Raw genomic sequence first — 20508 nt, 5'->3', positions numbered from 1 at the left:
GTGCGGCGGAGCGACACCTGAACACCATGGAGGTTCTGGTTGTTCAGGTTCACCTTGCGGTTAGATGAACACGGCTCGTCGCACTCGCCGGAGGCCGGTGGCCAGAGAGCATTGTGCGACGAACCGAAGCTGTCACGTGTGCGCAAGCACAACTCTGCTTATCATGAGAATACATGAGGGGAATTTGGGAAGGGTGTTTGCGATAGTGGAAGGTTTTTTCGCGGCGTGCTGGGAACCGGAGCTATGTGCGCGGGTTTGGTGTTGCAGCCTACTTGCAGCAAGGCCGCATCAAGTAATTACTAGCGATATTGTTCAAGTATAAGTGCTTATTTAGGCGTGGTATTATCCCGCGACAAAAGCTTCGCCGGAACACCCCCTACAATGCTTTCCGCCGTGACATCGCGGATCACCGCCGCTCCTGCCCCGACGATCGAGTCGTGGCCGACTTCGATCCCCTGAATGACGGCCGCATTGATCCCTACGAAGGCGCCTGCGCGCACCGTGACGCACCCGGCCAGCCGAACGCCGGGGCAGATGTTGGCGAATGCCTCCAGTCGGCAATCATGATCCACGACCGCCGCGTGATTGACGATGACGCCTTCGCCAATCGTTGCGCGCGGGCCGATGATGGCGCCCGCAAGCACTACTGCGCCCGGATCGATGGTTGCGCTGGGGGATACGATTGCGGCCGGGTGCACCACGGCGGCAAAGCACGCGCCGCGCTGGCGCAGGCGCTCGGTCAGTTCGCGGCGCAAGGTGTTGGAGCCGCAGGCAATGACGAAACTGCGCCCTTCGACAGTGCAGGCATCCAATTGACCAAGCGGCGGGCAGTCGAGCACGGCGGCAGGAGCGTTGCGCGCTATCGCAGCGAACCCGGCTACGGGAATGCCGGAAAGCAAGGCCGCCTCGTAGACGACCGCGGCGTGCTGCCCGCTGGCACCCGCGACGATGACAAGGCTGGGCTTGCGGTCAGGCGGTCCCTCAGGCATCGTCCGGCGCGTACCCCGCCAGCCGCAGCGCACCGTCGAGGGAATCGCCCAGCGCCTCGCTCAATCGGGCCACGGTGCGCGCGCGCAGCCAGGGGCGCATGCGCGGAGCCAGCCCGCCGACAAGCGTGCAGCGCGTTGCGCCGCGTTCGAAGATCGTCTCGATGAAGCGCTCTATGTGCCCGGCGGCATTCTCGACGATGGAGCGGGCGATAGCGTCGTCGGCTTCCGCATAGTCCATCACCAGTGGTGCGAAGGTGCCGTAGTCACGCGGGGTGGCCTGATCCATCCAGGCGATGGCCTGCGCGGTGTCATGCTCGAATCGTTCGGTCACGGCGGCGCTCAGCGGGGTCTTGCGGGTGCGCCCGTCAAGCGCGCGCAGGGCGTGGCGCATGGCGGAAAGGCCGAGCGCCGCGCCGCTGCCTTCGTCGGAGATGGGGAAGCCGTAGCCGCCGATCGTGAATTCGCGGCCCTCGACCCGCAGCTGTGCAGCGCTGCCGGTGCCGATGATCAGGATCGCGCCGTCCTGCCCGCCGTGCGCGCCAAGGTTGGCGATCTGGGCGTCGGTGGCGTAGCTGACCGAGGCGAATCCGAAGTCGAGTTCGGCCAGCGCCTCGCGCACGCCGGGGCGAGTGATCCCGGCGATGCCCATTCCGGCATGGACCGTGGCGCGCTGGAGGTCGGACAGGTCTGCCTGTGCCACGGCCTGATCGGCGGTGTCCTTCAGCGTTTCGTAAAGCGCCTCGATCCCGATCCGCGCGTTGGCGGTGCCCGAACGACCCTCGCCGATCACTTCGCCTGCAGCATTGATGAGCCGTGCGCGGCAGTTGCTGCCGCCTGCGTCGATGCCGAGGTAATAGGTCATGCGGGGTCTCCGGTGCCGGACCAGCCGCGCGCCTTGGGCGTGTGGCCGATGCCGGGGTTGAGCTGGTTGCGCGGGTCTATGCTGCGGTAGAAGTCCGCCAGCTGGGGCCGTGCGATATAAAGGTGACCGACGTTGTGTTCGGCCGGATACTGGGCGCCGCGCTCGTCAAGCAGCTTCCACAGGGCGTGTTCGAAGGCCAGCGGATCAGTGCCTTTCCTGACGATGTAGTCCTGATGGAATACCTGACAGAAGAAGTGCCCGTAATAGAGCGTGTGGATCGTCTGCGCGGCGAGATCGGCGGGCAGGTGTTCCTGCCATTCCATCGTGTTGCGGGGCAGCGCGACGTCGAGCGCGACGATATCTTCCACCTCGGAGCGATGAACGGCACGATAGCGCACCGCCGCGCCTGCAGCCACGAAGCGGTGGAGAAACGCCTTTGCGGCTTCCTGCGCGGTGCATTCGAAGTGATCGGCAACCGCGTCACCGAACAGGCCGGCAAGCAGCGCGCGCACCGCATCGGCCTGATCGCGCGATACCTTGAGGATCAGGTGATGGTCGAAGCGGGTGCGCCATTTGCGCATGCGCGGGGGCAGATGGTCGGGCAGGAAGCGGGCCGCGGCCTGCATCATGCGTTGCATCAGGCGATCGCTGACGCCGTCTCCGGCCACACCGTCGAACCGGGCCTTTGCTGCGAAGAGGGCGGGCAGGCGATCGGTGCCCAGCTTCTCGATGGCGACGAAGGTATCGCGGCCATAGCGGTCGGCAATGTCGAACGCGTCGGCGTGCATGTACTCGCCCGCGATCGGCGGGGCAGGCAGATCGCGCAGCATGGTGCGGCGCAGCTCCGTCAGGCGCGCGGAATCGCTGGTGCCCAGGTAGAAGGTTGCGGCCTCCTCCTCCCGCGCGAAAGTGTCAAGGCGGACGGCGAAGACGATCAGCTTGCCCGCGCTTCCAGCCGCTTCGAACAGGCAGCGCGGGTCAGCATTGAAGCGGGCGGGGACAGGGCTGTCGATGTCGCGCACGTGGGCGGCATAGTCATGGTCGTGGGCGCGGCGCTCTTGTGCCGGGTCGACGTCGGCGTCGGTGAAATCGCCGGCGTCTAGCCGCGAGAGGATTGCCTCGGGATCATCTCCAAGCGCGATGCCGAGGTGATTGAACAGGCGCAGCGTGCCGTCCGGCTGGACCTGCGCGTAAAGCGCCATCTCGGTGTAGGCGGGGCCGCGCCGCACCAGCGATCCGCCCGAATTGTTGCACACGCCCCCCACCACCGAGGCGCCGAGGCAGGACGATCCGATGACCGAATGCGGTTCGCGCCCATAGGGACGCAGCGCCTGCTCCAGCCGGTTCAGCGTAGTGCCCGGCATGCAGAGCACCTGTTGCCCTTCGCGGATCACGCGCAGCCCCGCCAGCCGCGTGGTGCTGATGATGACGAGACCGCCGGGATAGTCCGCTCCGTCCGGCGTCGATCCGCCGGTGAGGCCGGTGTTCGATGCCTGGACGATGATCGATACGTCCGCCGCCACGCAGGCGCTCGCCACCTTCCACAGCTCCACGAGCGAGCCCGGCCGCACCACCGCCAGCGCCGGGCCTTCGCCGGTGCGATAGCCCTTGCGGTATCGCGCCGTGGCGCGCGCCGATGTGAGCACGTGCCGCTTGCCGACCGCTGCGCGCAAGGTGGAGAGGAGGGCGCTCACTGCGTCTGCACCTCATCGTCGGTCATAAGGTCTTCGCCGTTCAGCCAGCGCACGATCTCGCGCGCGGCGGGGTGATCGATCGCTTCGTAGCGCGCCCATAGCCGGTTGCCCCGCGCGCCAAGGCGTTCGAGGCCGACGTCCTGCAATGCGGCGATGTCCTGCTGCAGCATGGCGGCCAGTTCCTCTCCCACAAGCGTGCGTGCCGCAGCGGCGAAGGCGGCCCCATAGGCATAGCGTTCCCGCTGGTCGTAGACCATCGGCAAGGTCAGCGCGGGGATGCAGCCAAGGTGCGCCTGGATCGCCGGATTGACCGCGTGGCCGGTGATATGCTGCGCAGCATCGGCGCTGCGCCCGGTGAAGGCGCGCAAATGCAGGAAGCGCGACATGCGCGCGCCATCGTTCACCGGCCAGTTGTCCCACAGGCACACCGGCCGCCCCAGTTCGCCCGCCACGCGCTCAAGGTGGGCGGGCTCGATGGCTTTCGAGCACACCTCCTCGCCAGTCCAGTAGACCTGCACCGCCGGGTCCAGCATGCGGCCCAGATCGCCAAGGTAATCCTGCGGCCGCTGTTCGAAGACGAGGTCCAGCACCGGATCGTCGGAATAGTATGTCGGGCAGGTGTAGACCCGCGTGGCGTGCGTCAGGTCGGCGCAGAAGTTCACCACGTCCGCCTGCCGCGCGGCCAGTTCAGGCATGTCGCCGCGCAGGTCGTCGAACAGGATGCAAAGATCGTCGATGCCCAGCGCATCAAGATCGGCGACCCGGCGCGTAAGGTCGGCGCGGGCGTCATCGTCGAAGGGGTGGGTTGAGCCCACCGGCGTCAGCGCGATGCCGAACCGCATGCCTGCCGCGCGCACTTCGGCCGACAGGCGCGCAAGCCCGTCCGCCTCTGCCGCGCCGTGCGTGCGCCGCCATTCCCGGCGCAGCGGCCGGTCCGCCTTGGGGCCGTAATGGTAGAAACCATAGCCTGCTGCGGCGAGCGTGCGCACAACATAGCTGCGCTCCGCCTCGTCCCAGATACGGCCGAAGCGGCCTTCGATGAGGCCCAGTTCGGGACGGGGTTCGGGACGGGAGAGGGTCGCACTCATTCGCGGCTGTCCTCGCGCTGGCCGCCGATCCACGTTGCGGTGACAAGGCGCGCTTCGTCAAGGTGGACAAGATCTGCGCGCAGGCCAGGCGCGATCGTGCCCGTTTCCTTATCCAGTCGCAGGAAGCGGGCGGGGTTGCCGCTGGCCATGCGCGATGCGGTGACGATGTCGCAGCCGATCATGTCCATCGTGTTGCGCACCGCCTGCGCCATCGTCAGCGCCGATCCGGCAAGCGTACCGTCAGGGCCACGGCAGCCGCCGTCGCCGACGGTGATGTCCTGCCCCATCAGGGTGAAGCGGTTGGAACGGCCGCCAACGGGTGGCATCGCGTCTGTCACCAGCATGGCGCCTTCCACGCCGCGCGCCATCAGCGCGACGCGCATGGCGGCAGGGTGGACGTGCAGCCCGTCGACGATCAGGCCGAAGTGGCTGGCGCGATCTTCCAGCGCGGCGCCCACCATGCCGGGTTCGCGACTGAGGAACTGGGTCATCGCGTTGAACAGGTGCGTGAAGCCGCAAAGCCCCTCGGCCAGCGCCGCGCGGGTCTGGTCGTAGTCGGCCAGACTGTGCCCGGCGCAGACAAGGATGCCCGCATCCGCCAGCGCGCGCACGCTGCCTGCGGGTGCGAGTTCCGGGGCAAGGGTAACGATGCGGCGGCCGGTGGTGGGAGCAGCAAGGCGGGCGATCACTGCTGCATCGACGGTGCTGAAGCGCTGCGCGTCGTGGATGCCCTTCTTCACGGGGTTGAGGTGCGGCCCTTCGATGTGGACGCCCAGAACGCCGGGAACCCCGGCCGCCAGCGCGTCCTCACCCGCAGCGATGGCGGCATCGACCACGGGGGCGTAGTCGCTGATGAGCGTGGGCAGCAGGCCGGTGGTGCCATAGCGGCGGTGGGCCTGCGCGATCGCACGGATACCCTCGATGCAGGGCATGTCGTTGAACAGCACGTCGCCGCCGCCGTTCACTTGCGTATCGATAAAGCCAGGCAGCAGCCAGCCGCCGCGCAGATCCTCGACCGCGCAGTCATCGGGTACCGTTTCGGCAAGCCCGACGATGCGTTCGCCTTCAAGGATCAGCGCCTGCCTTTCGACCACGCGGTCGGCCAGCACGATGCGCGCGCCGGTGATGGCGGTGCGGCTGGTGGTCCCTTGGCGGCTCATAGCGTGCGGGTCACCTTGTTGAGATGCGGCGGGCTGTCCGGGTTGCGGCCGCGCGCCAGCGAAAGCGCTTCGGCCAGCGCGTAGAAGCTCTGGATCTGGGCGATGGCGCCTGCGGCCGGATGCACATCGGTGCGCATCGGCAGGACCAGTTGCGCGGCTGCAATGTCTTCGGGCAGGCCCGCCGCGATCACTCTGGCGCCGCGCGCAGCAAAGTCTTCCAGACGCTCGCGAAGGCCGGTGCGCGCCACGTCGAGCGGGGCAAGCACCAGCACCGGATCGCCTTCGCCCACCAGTGTCATCGGCCCGTGCGCCACTTCGGCACTGGAGAATGCCTCGGCATGGAGGCTGGAGGTTTCCTTGAGCTTCAGCGCGGCCTCGCCCGCGATGGGCAGGGTGGGGCCGCGGCCAAGCACCAGCATGTCGTCGGCATCGCGCAGCAGCGGCACGGCTTGGGTCCAATCGGCATCGGCGGCGTTGTGCAGTACGTCGCCGATGGTGCCCAGCGCGGCAAGCAGGCCCGCGTCCTGGCTCCACTCCGCAACAAGGTGGGCAAGGGCGACAAGGGTGCACACGAAGCTCTTGGTCGCCGCCACGCTGGTTTCGCTGCCGGCGTGGACCGGGATGACGATATCCGCGCGCTCGGCCAGCGGAGAATCGACCACGTTGACGATCGCGATCACCAGCGCTCCCTGTCGCTTCGCATCTTCGGCAGCGGCGATCAGGTCCGGGCTGCCGCCCGACTGCGAGATCGCTATCAGCGGCACGCCCGCAAAGCGCGAAGAGGTTGCCTGATAGAGCGAGCCGACCGAAGGCGCATGGCTGAGCGTGGGCACGCCCGCATAAGTTTCCAGCAGGAACTTGGCAAATGCGGCGGCCTGGTCAGAGCTTCCGCGTGCCAGCGTGGCGGCGAAGGGCGGGGCAAGTTCGCGCAGGCGCTCGCCCGCCGCGCGGACGAGATCGGCGTTCAGCTGAAGCTGCGCGGCGGCGCGGGCCGGGGCCTCGTTGGCCTCCTGTGCCATCTTTGTGGCGCCCTTGAGTGTCGTTGTGGTCATGGTCTGTATAGATACCAGTTCGTCAATTTTCCACAAGTGGCATTAAATTGGTTTTGTGAATCGCAGTCCACATGATACCGCTTGTCGCGTTCACTCGATGATGCCGTCCCCGGAAGTCGGCACGATGGCGGCGGAGGTCAACGCGGATGCTGGTACTGGGTTATATGAGCGGCACCTCGCTCGACGGTGTCGACGCGGCGCTGATCGAGACGGATGGTGAACAGGTAGGCGCGTTCGGACCAAGCTTCCTGTCGCCGTTCTCCGATGCCGAGCGCGGACTGATAGAGTGGGCGACGGCGGAAGCGCTGGCGTGGAACGGGCATGGCGCGGCGCCCACCAGCTTCGCTGCGGTGGAAGCGGTGGTCCATGAAGTTCACATGCGTGCGGCGCGCGCAGTGATTGCCGAGGCTGGGCGGGCGCCGGATCTGGTGGGTTTCCACGGTCAGACGGTGCTGCACCGGCCTGAGCGGCGGCTCTCCGTGCAACTGGGCGATGCGCAGCGGCTGGCGGATGCGCTGGGCGTGCCTGTGGTCGCGGGGATGCGGCAGGACGATCTGGCGGCGGGCGGGCAGGGCGCGCCTCTGGTGCCGGCCTATCACGCGGCGCTGGCGGGCAAGCTGGGGCTGGGGGCGCCGGTTGCGTTCCTGAACCTTGGCGGTGTGGCCAACGTGACCTTTATCGGCGCGGATGGCGGGCTGATCGCCTTCGACACCGGGCCGGCCAACGGGCTGATCGATCAGGTCGTGCAGGCGCGCGGGCGTGGCCGTTACGACGATGGCGGGCGTTTCGCTGCGGCGGGGCGCGTGGATGAGGCGGTGCTGGCGCAGTTGTTATCGCATGGGCACTTCCGCGAAGAGGGACCGAAATCGCTCGATCGCTATGACTTCCCGCTCGAATGGGCGGACGGCTGCTCGCTTGAGGATGCGGCGGCAACACTGACGGCGTTCACGGCGGAATCGGTGGCACTCGCGGCGCGCAGTCTGCCGCAGCAGCCGCGGCTCTGGGTGGTCTGCGGCGGTGGATGTCACAACCCCGTGCTCATGCAGGCTTTGCGCGATCGGATCGGTGATTGCCGCGCGGCAGACGATCTTGGTCTGCGCAGCGACTTCGTGGAGGCAGAGGCGATGGCCTTCCTTGCAGTGCGCAGCTTTCGGGGCTTGCCGCTGACTTATCCGGGCACTACGGGCGCTCCCGCAGCGCTGACCGGGGGCACGCTATGGCGTCCGGAAGCTGCATTCGCATAGAACCAATAGCATACCGGTACTTTACAAATCAAAACCGGTATGGTTGATGGAAAAATCCAGCGAAAAACCGCCGAGTCCTCGGGTCGCCCCATGGGGCATCGGGCGGTGACTGGGTTCAGGGAAGTCGGAAAATGAAGGGAAATCCGATGGTTAAGTTTAACAGGAACGCGGTGGGCGTCGCTGCGCTCGCCATTGCGCTGGTCAATGCGCCGGCCTTTGCCCAGTCCGCTGACGATTCGGCCGCCGGCGCAGACATCGTCGTCACCGGCACCCGCATTTCGCTGCCGGGCGTCAAGTCCAGCAGCCCGATCGCCTCCACTTCGGAAGAGCAGATCAAGCTGCAGTCGGCACTGACCATCGAGGATTTCTCGACCAAGATTCCCCAGCTTTCGGGCGGTGTCCGCCAGGGTTCGCAGGGTAGCGACGCGTTCGGCGCCCAGGTTCTGGAACTGCGCAACTTCGGCCAGAGCCGCTCGCTCGTTCTGATCGACGGCACCCGCGCCGCGCCGTTCAGCTTCCGCAACTCCGTGGACGTGAACTCCATTCCCGCATCGCTCATCAAGCGGACCGACGTGCTGACCGGCGGCGCCGCTGCCGTCTACGGCGCCGACGCGGTTGCGGGCGTCGTGAACTTCATCCTGAATGACGATTTCGAAGGCATCCGCGCCAACGCCTCCAGCCGCCTGTCGACGCGCGGCGGTGCGCAGTACGGTGGCTCGATCATGCTGGGCACTGGCCTTGGCGATCGCGGCAACCTGGTGATCGCGGCGGATTACACCCAGCGCGACCTTATCCGCGCCGGCCAGCGTGACTGGGCCGAGACGCCCAACCAGACGATCCCGAGCATCGGCGGCGTCTTCACCGACGTGGCCAGCGGCCGCAAGTTCGGCTTCACCGACAGCGGCGAATTCACCACCAATCCTTCGGCCACGTCCAACGTGTCTGATCGCTACCCGCTGGTCTCGCCGCTCAAGCGCATCAACGTCGCCGCGCTCTACAAGTACGAGATCACGCCGCAGATCGAAGTCTACGGCCGCGCGATGTACACCAACACCCGCACGACCGAGACGGGCACGCCGGGCGCGACGCCGGTGTCGATCAACGGCACCTATTCGATCAGCGAGAGCAACCCGTTCCTGACCGATGCGATCCGCAACCAGCTGACCTTCGTGAACGGCACGGCGCAAGTCGGCATCTCGCGCTCGCTCTATGAACTGGGCCTCATCGAATACGAGACCGAGCGTAACACGCTGCAGCTGCAGACCGGCCTGCGCGGTCCGCTGACCAGCGCGATCAAGTGGAACGCCTATGCGCAGTACGGCCGTTCGACCGAGAATACGCTGATCAACGGTGACGGCCTTGTCGCGAACAATGCGGGCGCGAACAACTTCGCCTCGATCGTCAATACTGTCGACATCTTCGGCCCGAACGCGGATGGCCTTGCCGACGCGCTGGGCACCTCGATCAATGGCTTCAACCGCAAGCGTGATCAGTTCGTCGCCGCCGCCACCCTCAGCGGCACGCTGGAAGAGCTGTTCTCGCTGCCCGCAGGCCCGATCGGTTTCGCGGTCGGCGTCGAGTACCGCCGCGAGACCGCGAACATCGATCAGGACACCGCGCTGCTGACCGGCAACACGTACCGTCAGGGCGTGCAGGCGGCCTACAGCGGTTCGTTCGATGTGAAGGAACTCTACGGCGAAGTACTGATCCCGGTGCTGCATGACCTGCCGCTGATCCGCAAGCTGGACGTCGGCGGCGCATACCGCCTGTCGGACTACAATCTGTTCGGCACCCACGGCACCTGGAAGGTCGAGGGCAACTGGGAAGTCGACAGCAACGTGCGCGTTCGCGGCACGTACCAGCGCGTGCTGCGCACCCCCAACTTCGGTGAATTCGCGGGCGGCGTTTCCTCGCTGCCGTTCAGCAACCTGGTTACCGTCGATCGCCTCAAGCCGCGCTACGGTGGTGACCCTTGCGTGCTTGGCACCGGCAATGCCGAGCAGTGCGCCCGCTTCGGTGCGCCTGCGGTGGGTTCGGCGGATTCCAACGCCGCCAGCTACCTGACCGGCAACTACTATTACGGCGGCAACCCGGATCTGAAGCCGGAAACCGGCTACACCACCACTGCAGGCGTCGTGATCACCCCGACATTCGTGCCGGGCCTGACCGTGACCGTCGACTGGTACGAGCTTGATCTCAAGGGCGCGGTCGGCGTGATCCAGCCGATTGCAGCGATCACCAGCTGCTACATCACCGACCCCACCGCCGGTAACCCGCTGTGCCAGCTGGTGACCCGCAATTCGGACGGCACCTTCAAGGACGCCTACGTCAACAACCAGAACCTTGGACGCCTGCTGCAGCGCGGCCTCGACATCTCGGCCAGCTACACGCTGCGTCAGGACTGGCTGCCGGGCGATGGCCTGCGCCTGAGCTATCAGGGCAATATCGTCACTTCGTACAAGATCCAGGCGAACTCCACTGTCGCCGCGATCCAGTGCAAGGGCACGTTCGGTGCCACCTGTTCGAGCGACGGCACGACGCTGGTGCAGCCCGACTATCGCCACACCGTTGGCATGGGCCTGCTTCTCGACAAGGGCGTGATCCAGTTCGACTGGCAGCGCATCGGCAAGGTGCGTTCGAGCACCGTCGGCTCGACCGAGACGATCAAGGCGCAGAACACCTTCGATCTTTCGGCCTCGTATGACTTCGTCGAGGGCATCACGATGACCGCAGGCGTCTACAACCTGTTCGACAAGAACCCCCCCAGGGTGACGACGGGCGGTGTGTTCAACACCTTCCCCGACACCTACGATATCCTTGGGCGCACGATCGGCCTTTCGCTGACCGCGCATATCTGAGGAACATTCCCACCCTGACGGTGCGCCCGGCCACTTCTCCTCCGGCCGGGCGCCCGCTTTTTCCTCTGGGTGGCTCTGGTTTCGGGGGCTTCGACAAGCTCAGGCTGAGCGGTATTCACGGACCTGCTTTCAAGTCCGCTCACGCTGGGCTTGTCGAAGCCCCGGCTATCCGACGACGACACGTATTTTGGAGACTATCGCGATGACGCTGCCATTTTCCATGGCGGACTGGCTGGTGATCGCCGCCTACCTCCTGCTGCTTGTCGCGGGCGGGTGGATATTCACCCCGCGCAAGACCGCTTCGGCGCATGACTATTTCCTTGCAGGCGGCAGCGTGCCCGCGTGGCTGGCAGCGATTTCAGTGCTGTCCGCGACGCAATCGGCCGCGACCTTCCTGGGTGGGCCGGACTATGGCTACCACGGCGATCTGACGTATCTTTCGGGGAACATCGGCGGCCTCATCGGCGCGATCTTCGTCGCGCACGTGATGATCCCGCGCTTCTACGCGATCAAGGCGACGACCGCTTACGAACTGCTTACCATGCGCTTTTCCGAAAAGGCGACGCGCTGGGCGGGAGGCATGTTCCTGGTCGGCCGTGTCTTCGCAGGGGGCGCGCGCGTCTACCTTGCGGCGATTGCGCTGGCGATGGTCATCACCGGCACTGTGGAAGCGCAGGGCATCATGATCGCGGCTGCCGTGCTGATCGTGGCCAGCGTGCTGTTCACGTTCGTCGGCGGGCTCAAGTCGGTCCTGTGGAATGACCTGATCCAGTTTGTGGTCTATCTGGGTTCGGCCATCGCGGTGCTGGTGTTCCTGCGCCTGTCGATCCCGGCCTCCAACGCAGAGATCGTTCAGGGGCTGATGCACACGCCCGAAGGCGTTAACAAGCTCAAGCTGTTTGACTTCTCGATGGATCTTTCGCGTCCGTTCTCGATGCTGGCGATCGTGCTCGGGCTGTCGCTGCTCTACATCGCCAACGCGGGCATGGATCAGGATACCACGCAGCGCCTGCTTTCGTGCAAGGACGCGAAGACCGGCGCGAAGAGCCTCTATCTCTCGGTGCTGGCAACGGTGCCGACGGTGGGCATGTTCATCGTCATCGGCCTTTTGCTTTATGTCTTCTACGATCGCCCGGACCTGATGGGCGGCGCCACCGCGTCTGCCGGGAACCAGTTCGGCGGCGAGAAGATCAGCATCTTCATGCACTATATCCTCACGCAGCTTCCGGGCGGCCTGCGCGGCCTTGTCACCATCGGCATCTGCGCGGCGGCCGTTGCCACCACCAACTCGGCGCTCAACGCCATGTCCTCGGTGCTGGTGCAGGACTTCTACCGGCCGTGGAAGGAAAAGCGTTCCAGCCCGCCCGAGCATCACTACGTCAGCGCCGGACGCGCAGGCATGGGCGTGATCGGTTTCGCGATGTTCGTGATGGCGATCGTCTCGTTCTACTGGCAGCGCTACACCGACATGGGCCTGCTGGAATTCGCGCTGCAGGTGATGGTGTTCACGTATGCGGGGCTGCTGGGCGTCTACTTCACCGCGCTGTTTACCTCGCGCGGGACGACCGGGTCGGTGATCGCCTCGCTCATTGTCGGCTTTGTCACGGTTCTGTTGCTTCAGCCCGGTATCGCCCACGCCGTCGGCATGCCCAAAGCGCTGAGCGGCCTGTCGTTCCCGTTCCAGCTCTGCATTGCCACGCTGGTGGCCTTCGTGGTCTGCGTCGTGCCTGCCGGTTCCGGCAAGGCACTGGCGGCCACCGACTGATCCAAGGTATACCATGAAAACCGAAGCTCTCGACCCCCGTTACCGCGATCTTGACCTCTGGCCGACTGACCTTGCCGTAGAGGCGATGCTGGAAGGGCAGATGGCCGCCATCGCCGCGCTTCAGTCGCAGACCCAGGCCATCGCCCGCGCGGCGGAAGCAGCAGCAGAGCGGCTCGGCGAAACCGGGCGGCTGGTCTTCGTGGGCGCCGGAACATCGGGCCGTCTTGCGGTGCAGGACGGGGCGGAACTGTGGCCCACGTTCGGCTGGCCGATGGGGCGCATGGTGTTCCTCATGGCGGGCGGCACCAGCGCCCTTACCGAAGCTTACGAAGGGGCAGAGGACGATGTCGAGGCCGGCCGGCGCGAGGTTGTCTCGGCGGGGATCGGTCCTAGCGACGTAGTGATCGGCGTCGCCGCCAGCGGTCGCACACCTTACACGCTCGCGGCTATCGAACAGGCCCGTGCCCTGGGCGCGCTGACCGTCGGTGTCGCCAACAACGCCGGTTCGGTGCTGTTGAGTGCCGCTGAGTGCCCGATATGCGCCGTCACCGGCAGCGAAATCGTGGGTGGTTCCACGCGAATGAAGGCGGGCACCGCGCAGAAGGCGATGCTCAACCTGCTTTCCACCGCAATCATGATCCGCCGTGGCCTCGTCTACGAAGGCCGCATGGTCGCCATGCGCATATCGAACGCGAAGCTCTTGCAACGCGGGCGCGGCATGGTTCAGGATATCGCGGCCGTGGATGCCGAAGCCGCCGCGCAGGCCCTTGAAGCGGCGGGCAACGACATCCGGCTCGGCGTTCTGGTCGCGCTGGGTGCCTCCGTTGACGAAGGGCGGTCGCTGCTTGCCGCCGGTGGTGGAGACTTGCGCAAGGCTTTGAAGAAAGTCGGAAAAACGCTGGAAGGGCGAGGCTGATCGACCATGCGTGACATTGCCTGGACGCGAAACGACGACGGCGGGCCGCTTTACCTGCAACTCGCGCGGAGCCTGCGCGAGCATATCAGCAGCGGTGGCATCGATCCGGGCAGCGCACTCCCTTCCGAGCGTGATCTCAGCGAGATGGCGGGCATGTCGCGCGTGACCGTGCGCAAGGGCATCGAACAACTGATCGACGAAGGCGTGCTGGTGCGCAAGCAGGGGTCCGGCACGTTCGTCGCGCGCCGGATCGAGACGCCCGGCAGCAAGCTGAGCAGCTTCAGCGACGACACCCGTTCGCGCGGCGAAGCGCCGGGCGTGGTGTGGATCAACAAGACTTACGCCCAGCCCACCGAAGAAGAAGCGGCCGCTCTGGAGGTTTCCCCGATGGCCCGCGTAGCGCGCCTCGGCCGCGTGCGCCTGGCCGGGGGCGAGCCGCTGGCGATAGAGCATGCGGTGATCCCGGCGCAGTTCCTGCCCGACCTCGATGCGCTTGGTGATTCGCTTTACGAAGCGCTTGATATTCACGGCTTTCGGCCGACTTCGGGCCTGCAGCGGGTGCGCGCATCGCTGGCGACGCCGACCGAAGCGGGCATCCTCAGCGTCAAACAGAACTCCGAAGTCCTGCGCATCGAACGCGTGACGCGCATCCCTGACGGCCGCATTGTGGAGTTCACCCGGTCCGTTTATCGCGGCGACCGCTACGAATTCGTGTCCGAACTGAAGGACATCTGACCGGGGCTCATTCGCGGGCGGCGTCTGCGGGCTGGCGTTGCCGCCGGTCGCGAAGTATGGCCCAAGGCTCAACTTTACGCGGGACAGGTCCGCATGAGCCTTCGCATACTTCTGGTCGAGGACGACCGACACCTGAGCCGCCAGCTGACAGAGCAGCTGACCCATTTCGAGCATGACGTGGCGGCGGCCGGGGACGGCCCCGAAGCACTGTCGATGCTTGGCAGCAGCGCCTTCGACGCCGTGGTGTTGGACTGGATGCTGCCCTCGATGGACGGCATTACAGTGCTGCGCGAAATGCGCGCGCAGGACATGACGATGCCGGTGCTGATGCTTACCGCGCTTGGCCAGACGCTCGACAAGGTGGAGGGGCTGGAGGCCGGGGCTGACGATTACGTCGTGAAGCCGGCCGATCCGCTCGAACTTAACGCGCGCCTCAATGCCCTTGTGCGTGGGCGGCGGACCAGCGAACAGCCCGGCGATACGGTAGCGGCAGGAGATATCGTCATCAGCCCCTCACGCGTGATGGCATGGCGCGGCGGGCAACCGCTGGCACTTTCGCAGACCGAGTTCCGGCTGCTTCTGGAACTGGCGCGCGATGCCGGGTCGGTGGTCACGCGTCCGATGCTGATTGAGCGCATCTGGGGGCAGGACTTCACGACCACCACCAATATCGTCGACGCGCACATCCGCCAGCTGCGGATCAAGCTGCAGCAGCACGGGGACGACCCGATCGGCACCGTGCGCGGCATGGGGTACGTGTTGCGGGCATGAGGCCACTCCCCCGGTCGCTGCGCGGTCTTACGATCGTGTTCCTCGCGCTGTTCCTGACGGTAACCGCGCTGGCGGGGTTCGGGACGTTCTTCGCAACGGCCTCAATGGTGCGGATGCTGGTCGACGAGCGTATCGAGTCGGAGAGCGAGGCGTTGGTGCCCAAGGGCACGGTGCCGGTGCGGGAAGAACTGGCCCGCCATATCGTGGAACTCAACCGCCAGCGTGATACCGGCGACCTTGGCGTCCTGCTTACCGATGCGCGCGGTGATCGGATCGCGGGCAACGCCAGCTTCAGCCGGGAACTGCCGCTGGGCTATTCGTCGCTTGGCCGGCAGGACCGGATCGTCGGGCTTAGCGCTGGGCGCGTTCTTGTGCGTGAGGTCGGCGGCGGGATGAGGCTTGCCGTCTTTGCCGAGACTGAACCGGTCGACAATTACTTCGCGATGCGGCGGCGTATCTACCTTGCAGGGTTCGGTGCCATCATTCTGGTGGTGCTGGCCGGATTGCTGGCGTTCCGGCGACTGGTGGGCAAGCGTATCGACGCTGTGCGCCGGACGGCGGAATCGATCATCGAGGGTGACCTGACGCACCGTGTGCCGATGCCGGGGGACGAAGGGGAGTTCGATCAGCAGGCCGGGGCATTCAACCGGATGCTGGATCGTATAAGCCTGTTGATGGGGGAAATTCGCAACGTTTCCAATAATATATCACATGAGATGCGAACCCCGCTGGCGCGCCTTCGCAACGAACTGGCCATGCTGGAACAGAGCGCCGAGGCAGAGCCCTTGCGCGCGCGGCTGGCGATGGCACGCGAGCAGGCCGACGAACTGCTCGGCATGTTCGCCGCGATGCTGCGGATAGCCGAGATCGAGAATGGATCGCGCCGTGCGGGTTTCCGGTCGCTTGATCTGGGCGCGCTGGCGGCGGAAATCGTCGAGATGGTCCAGCCCGTGGCCGAGGAGCGCGGTCAGCGCGTGTTGATGGAGCGTGCGGACGCGGCGCCGCTGACGGGCGATCGTCAGATGTTGTCGCAACTGCTCGTCAACATGCTGGAGAACGCTGTGCGGCACACGCCGCGCGGCACGCGCATCAGGGTGTCCGTCGCGCGTGATGCGCAGGCGGTGGTGCTGGTGGTGACGGACGATGGCCCCGGCATTCCGGCGGCCCAGCGTGCGCTGGTGATGCGTCGTTTCGGCAGGGTTCAGAACGCGGGGCAGGGCGAGAGCCGGAATGGGCCGCAAGGCCATGGCCTGGGTCTGCCGCTGGCGGAGGCGATCGTGCGGCTGCACCGGGGAACGCTGGTGCTGGAGGATGCCGGACCGGGCCTGCGTATCGTGGTGACGCTACCCCGGTAAGACGGCGGGTCTTGCCGTATCGGACAAAAAAGGGACCGACGTGACGCGGGGGAGGCGTCGCGCCGGTCCGGTGCCGTGACCGCGCGGGGGGGCAGGGCGGCGAAAGCTTGCCTTCATCGTGAAAAGGCAGGCAAGGTCCGCGCGATCGCGGGTGTTCCCCGGCCCCTGAAGGCCGGGGAGAACGATCAGAACGCGATGCTTGCGTCGAGACCGAAAGTGCGCGGGGCGTTGAAGTTTCCGTAGTCGCCCAGAACGTTGTTGATGCTGCCCGATGTAACGTCGCTGGTCGGCGCGCCGGGCAGGCTGTTCGAGGGATCGCGGCGGAATACGTACTGTTCGTTGAAGATGTTGCGGCCCCACAGCCCCAGCGTCAGCTTCTGGTTGCCCACGCCGATGTCCGCCAGCGAGATGCGCCCGTTGAAGATCAGCGAAGCGTCATTCTTGGTGGCGAACTGGTCGAAGGCCTGCGTCGCCTGCGAATAGTTGCCGTCGAAGTGGAACTTCAGCTTCGTGTCGTTGCCGCCGATCGGCAGGACGTAGTCGATCGATCCGCTTGCCGCGTTGCGCGGAGTGAACACGATGTAGAACTGCTGGTAGACGCTGGTGGACCGCCCAGCCGAATCCTCGGCGGTGATGAGCACCGGCGGGATCTTGGTGTAAGTGTAGGCGTAGGATGCGCTCAGCGTCAGGCCGTCGATCGGCTCCAGCGTCAGGTCTGCTTCGATACCGCGGATCTTGGTGATGCCGGGGGCGTTGATGGTGACCAGATTGTTGAAGCTGCTTGAACCGACGAACTGGATCGAGCTGATGTCGACCTGGCTGTTCTTGCGGTCCATGATGTAGCCGGCAAGGTTGAAGCGGGCACGGTGATCCCAGAAGTCCGACTTCAGCCCCACTTCGTAGGACTTCACGTCCTCCGGGTTGAACGCCTGATAGTTGGACGTGCGCGAGCTTGCGCCGCCGGCACGGTAGCCGGTTGCGTACTTGGCATAGACGTGCATGTCGTCGCTCACGTCGTAGGCCACCGTCGCCATCGGATTGAAGCGGTTCCACGTCGCGTCCAGCGGCTTGTAGCCCACGCTCGCAGCTGGCGGGTTGGTGTCGTAGTTGACGTTGCGCGAATAGTGCAGGACGCCCTTCTTCTCGTCATGCGTGTAGCGGCCGCCAACGGTCACGTGCAGCTTGTCGGTGGCGTTGTAGGTCAGCTGGCCATAGGCGGCGTAGCTCTTGGACCAGACTTCCGATGCACGGTCGATCGAACGGCAACCCACTTGCGATCCGAACCCGCCAGACCCGGTGCAGGCATCGAGGATGGTGTAGACCGGCTGGCCATTGGCATCGAGGTAGACGCCGTTCGAGTTCGGCGTTGCCGCATCGTCGCTGACGTGCTCGTTGAAGTAGAACAGCCCGGCCACGTAGTCGAACTTGCCAACGGAGCCCACGGCCTGCAGTTCCTGGCTGAACTGGTTCTGGTGCAGGTCGGCAAGGCTGTAGCGGCTGAACGCGCAAGGCGCCGCCTCGGTGCAGGCTGAGGTCAGGTTGACCACCGGCGGACGGTGCGCGCCGCCCGAATTGTCCCACTGCGTCGCGTCGACGCCGCGCCATGCGGTGATCGAACGGACCTCGATTTCGGGAGAGACGGTCCACTTGAGGGTGTTGGTGAAGCCGTGGGTCTTGTCGACGCTGGGCCGCTGGGGAACGCCGATGTCGGCTTCCTTCATGCGCGTCTTGCCGTTGACCACGACGCCCGGCATCAGCGGCTTAACGGTGCCGGTGATGGTGGTGTAATCAGTGCCGGGCAGCTTGCAGGCGGCATTGGCAGCCTGAGTGCCGGCAACGCAGCCGTTGGGGTTGTAGTTCAGCAGCTGGCTGTAGAACGGCGTGTTCTCATCGCGCGCGACGTCATAGGAAAAGTCATTGGTGATGTTGCTGGTCGGCTGCCAGCGTACGGCGGCGCGCAGGCCCTTGCGGTGGTAGTAATTCCAGCCGGTCTGCCCTTCGAGCGGGTTCTTCGTGGTAGCGTCCTGATGCTGGATCACGCCGTCAAGCTTGACGGAGAACCCTGCGAATTCCGGAAGGTCCAGGTGGACCCCGCCATTGTACGAGCCATAGTTCCCCATGCCGCCGTCAACCCGGCCGCCCCATTCGCCGCTGGGCGCCTTGGACACGATGCTGAGCGCGCCGCCTTCGGTGTTGCGGCCGAACAGCGTGCCCTGCGGCCCCTTGAGCACTTCGACGCGCTCGATGTCGAACAGCGCGGCGTTCAGGCCGTGCTGGCGGCCCATGTACACGCCGTCGACGTAGATGCCGACGCCCTGTTCACGCGCGGGCTGGTTGGCGTCGAGCGGCACGATGCCACGGATGCCGACGGTGAGGGCGCTCTGGCGTGCCTCGAAAGTCGCGACGCGCAGCGACGGCACGGCGCCGTCGGCAAGGTCGTAAAGGCTCTGGACGTGACGGTCCTTGAGCGCGGCCTGATTGACCACCGCGATGGAGATCGGCGTTTCCTGGAGGTTCGTCTCGCGCTTGGTGGCGGTGACGACGATATCGCCAAGACCGGATTCGGCTGCGGCGGCATCAGCGGCCGCATCGGCGGCGGGAGCATCGGCCCAGGCGTTTGAGGCGCCCATGCTCGCAAGGATCGAACCGGCGAGCAGCGTCGCGCGGACAATCTTATTCATCATGTTGAATTTCCACCCTTTTATGGCAGAATTTGTCTGCCTCGGGGCGGCTAATATGGCTGCATCACGACAGTTGTATGGAAGTTCGATGACACCGGAGTCGCGCGACCCTCATGTTCGTCTCATCTTCGGATCAAGCCACTGAAAGGGCGTGCAATTCACGGCGGAAACATTTTGAAAAAATCTGAGTTGGTCGCAATCTAGCGGAAGAAGCCCTTGCTCCTGAGGAACAGATAGGTCGCCAGCGCGGTCCCCGCAGCGATGCCGGCGGCGATGAGGGTGCCATGCGCGCCGGAAAACGGCAGGCCGCCCGTATTCATCCCGAACAGACCCGTCACCAGCGTGGCAGGCAGCATCAGCGCTGTCATGACGGAGAGCAGGTAAAGGTTTTGGTTGGTTCGCTGGTCCTGTTGAAGATCGAGTTCATCGCGCAACAGTCTCAGCTGCCCCTGTACCGCCAGTGCATCCGCATCGAGCCCCTGGAGCCGCTGCGACAGTTTCTCCACCGTGGGCTGTAGAGTTTCGGGCAGGTCATCGTCCTGTTCCAGCCTGCGGAACACCCTCTGCGCGCCGTCCAGCATTCGATGGATCTGGGCAAGGCGACGACGGATATCGAGCAGGTTGCGGCTCGTCGGTGGGCGATGCCCATCGAGATAGGCGTCCTCGGCGGCCTGCATGTCGACGGAGAGGTCGCGGATTACCATGTCGATGTTCTGCGTCAGTGCGCTGACAAGAAGGTCGAGCGCCGCAGCAGGGCCGGTTATCCGGGCGCCGTTCTCGACGCGCTGTTTGACGATGTCGGCCGCTCCCAGCGGATGGCGCCTTGCCGTGACGATCAGGTTGCCCAGGATCGCCACGCGCAGCGCGCCCACCCTTGCGGTATCTCGCACATCGAAATCCCGCTCGAAATCGTGAAGAATGCAGCACACGGCAATGCTTTGAGCGCCGTCTGCCGAGGTGCTGTCCGTCGAAGTGCTGTCCACAAGGGCGCGCTGGTGCGAATCGGATGACAGCAGCAGTTCGCGGGCAGGCACCGGGAACAGGGTGGACTGCTCGATCCATGATCGCGTCCCATGGTCCGCAAGGTTCAAATGAAGCCAGCGGAACCGGCCGGTCGGCGCGGCGCTGCATGGCGCGGTTTCGTGGCTGCCGTCGGGCGCGAAGTCCAGCCCCCATATCAGGCCGGGCGCAGCCGCCCCCGCTGCGCCGAGCGCAGCGCTGAAATCCAGTGCAGGTTTTGCGGTCGGCTTGTCCGTATGCGCCTCGTCAAAGGGCTTCTTGGCATGCTGCGCATATAGCACAGGCTCACGCCGGATCGAGGTGGATGTCAGGGAAAAC

General features: G+C 65.5%; 15 protein-coding genes. 7 read left to right on the top strand and 8 right to left on the bottom strand.

Features of this window, described 5'->3' with window-relative positions:
• Positions 1–326: 326 nt before the first annotated feature.
• Genes A8V01_RS21015 through A8V01_RS20990 form a run of 6 tightly spaced genes read right to left on the bottom strand, consistent with a single transcriptional unit; the run spans position 327 to position 6812 of the window.
• Positions 327–989, bottom strand: coding sequence for an acetyltransferase (locus tag A8V01_RS21015; RefSeq protein WP_146037344.1), 663 nt, complete (start codon positions 987–989; stop codon positions 327–329).
• The gene (locus A8V01_RS21010) at positions 982–1851 is read right to left on the bottom strand and encodes a glucosamine kinase nucleotide-binding domain-containing protein (protein ID WP_103098246.1); all 870 of its coding nucleotides are present in this window, start codon (positions 1849–1851) and stop codon (positions 982–984) included. Before A8V01_RS21010 ends, A8V01_RS21015 begins: the two co-directional genes overlap by 8 nt.
• The gene (gene dld / locus A8V01_RS21005; protein ID WP_103098245.1) at positions 1848–3545 is read right to left on the bottom strand and encodes a D-lactate dehydrogenase; all 1698 of its coding nucleotides are present in this window, start codon (positions 3543–3545) and stop codon (positions 1848–1850) included. The genes A8V01_RS21010 and dld overlap by 4 nt, the downstream gene beginning before the upstream one ends.
• Entirely contained in the window at positions 3542–4633 is a 1092-nt protein-coding gene (locus A8V01_RS21000; RefSeq protein ID WP_103098244.1) for a beta-N-acetylglucosaminidase domain-containing protein, read from the bottom strand. The genes dld and A8V01_RS21000 overlap by 4 nt, the downstream gene beginning before the upstream one ends.
• On the bottom strand, positions 4630–5793 hold the full coding sequence (gene nagA / locus A8V01_RS20995; protein WP_103098243.1) for an N-acetylglucosamine-6-phosphate deacetylase: 1164 nt from the start codon (positions 5791–5793) through the stop codon (positions 4630–4632). The genes A8V01_RS21000 and nagA overlap by 4 nt, the downstream gene beginning before the upstream one ends.
• Complete coding sequence (locus A8V01_RS20990) at positions 5790–6812, bottom strand: SIS domain-containing protein (RefSeq protein WP_103098364.1); 1023 nt, start codon at positions 6810–6812, stop codon at positions 5790–5792. Before A8V01_RS20990 ends, nagA begins: the two co-directional genes overlap by 4 nt.
• A 179-nt stretch (positions 6813–6991) precedes the next feature.
• Between A8V01_RS20990 and A8V01_RS20985 the strand changes: the two genes are divergently transcribed.
• The 7 genes from A8V01_RS20985 (at position 6992) to A8V01_RS20955 (ending at position 16489) form a co-directional block, all read left to right on the top strand.
• The gene (locus A8V01_RS20985) at positions 6992–8089 is read left to right on the top strand and encodes an anhydro-N-acetylmuramic acid kinase (RefSeq protein WP_103098242.1); all 1098 of its coding nucleotides are present in this window, start codon (positions 6992–6994) and stop codon (positions 8087–8089) included.
• Positions 8090–8235: 146 nt separating this feature from the next.
• Positions 8236–10947 (top strand): TonB-dependent receptor domain-containing protein, encoded by a 2712-nt coding sequence (locus A8V01_RS20980; RefSeq protein ID WP_103098363.1) that lies wholly within the window; start codon positions 8236–8238, stop codon positions 10945–10947.
• A gap of 202 nt (positions 10948–11149) precedes the next feature.
• Entirely contained in the window at positions 11150–12712 is a 1563-nt protein-coding gene (locus A8V01_RS20975) for a sodium:solute symporter (RefSeq protein ID WP_103098241.1), read from the top strand.
• Between the two features lie 13 nt (positions 12713–12725).
• A complete protein-coding gene (locus A8V01_RS20970) occupies positions 12726–13628 on the top strand; it encodes an N-acetylmuramic acid 6-phosphate etherase (RefSeq protein ID WP_103098240.1) in 903 nt (300 codons plus the stop codon).
• A gap of 6 nt (positions 13629–13634) precedes the next feature.
• Positions 13635–14363 carry a GntR family transcriptional regulator gene (locus A8V01_RS20965; protein WP_103098239.1) on the top strand — a complete coding sequence of 243 codons (729 nt, stop codon included), beginning with the start codon at positions 13635–13637 and terminating at the stop codon, positions 14361–14363.
• A 93-nt stretch (positions 14364–14456) separates the two neighbouring features.
• Positions 14457–15134, top strand: coding sequence for a response regulator transcription factor (locus A8V01_RS20960; RefSeq protein WP_103098238.1), 678 nt, complete (start codon positions 14457–14459; stop codon positions 15132–15134).
• Positions 15131–16489, top strand: a complete 1359-nt coding sequence (locus tag A8V01_RS20955) for a sensor histidine kinase (RefSeq protein ID WP_103098237.1) — start codon at positions 15131–15133, stop codon at positions 16487–16489. Before A8V01_RS20960 ends, A8V01_RS20955 begins: the two co-directional genes overlap by 4 nt.
• 185 nt (positions 16490–16674) lie before the next feature.
• Here A8V01_RS20955 and A8V01_RS20950 read toward each other — a convergent pair whose 3' ends face one another.
• Together A8V01_RS20950 and A8V01_RS20945 are read right to left on the bottom strand one after the other, a co-directional pair.
• A complete protein-coding gene (locus A8V01_RS20950; RefSeq protein ID WP_211295095.1) occupies positions 16675–19173 on the bottom strand; it encodes a TonB-dependent receptor in 2499 nt (832 codons plus the stop codon).
• 197 nt (positions 19174–19370) lie between these two features.
• The gene (locus tag A8V01_RS20945; protein WP_170066021.1) at positions 19371–20471 is read right to left on the bottom strand and encodes a CorA family divalent cation transporter; all 1101 of its coding nucleotides are present in this window, start codon (positions 20469–20471) and stop codon (positions 19371–19373) included.
• Positions 20472–20508: the final 37 nt, after the last annotated feature.

The organism is Novosphingobium guangzhouense (genome assembly GCF_002896965.1).
Lineage (GTDB): Bacteria > Pseudomonadota > Alphaproteobacteria > Sphingomonadales > Sphingomonadaceae > Novosphingobium > Novosphingobium guangzhouense.
This window is presented reverse-complemented; position numbering and strand designations above follow the sequence as displayed.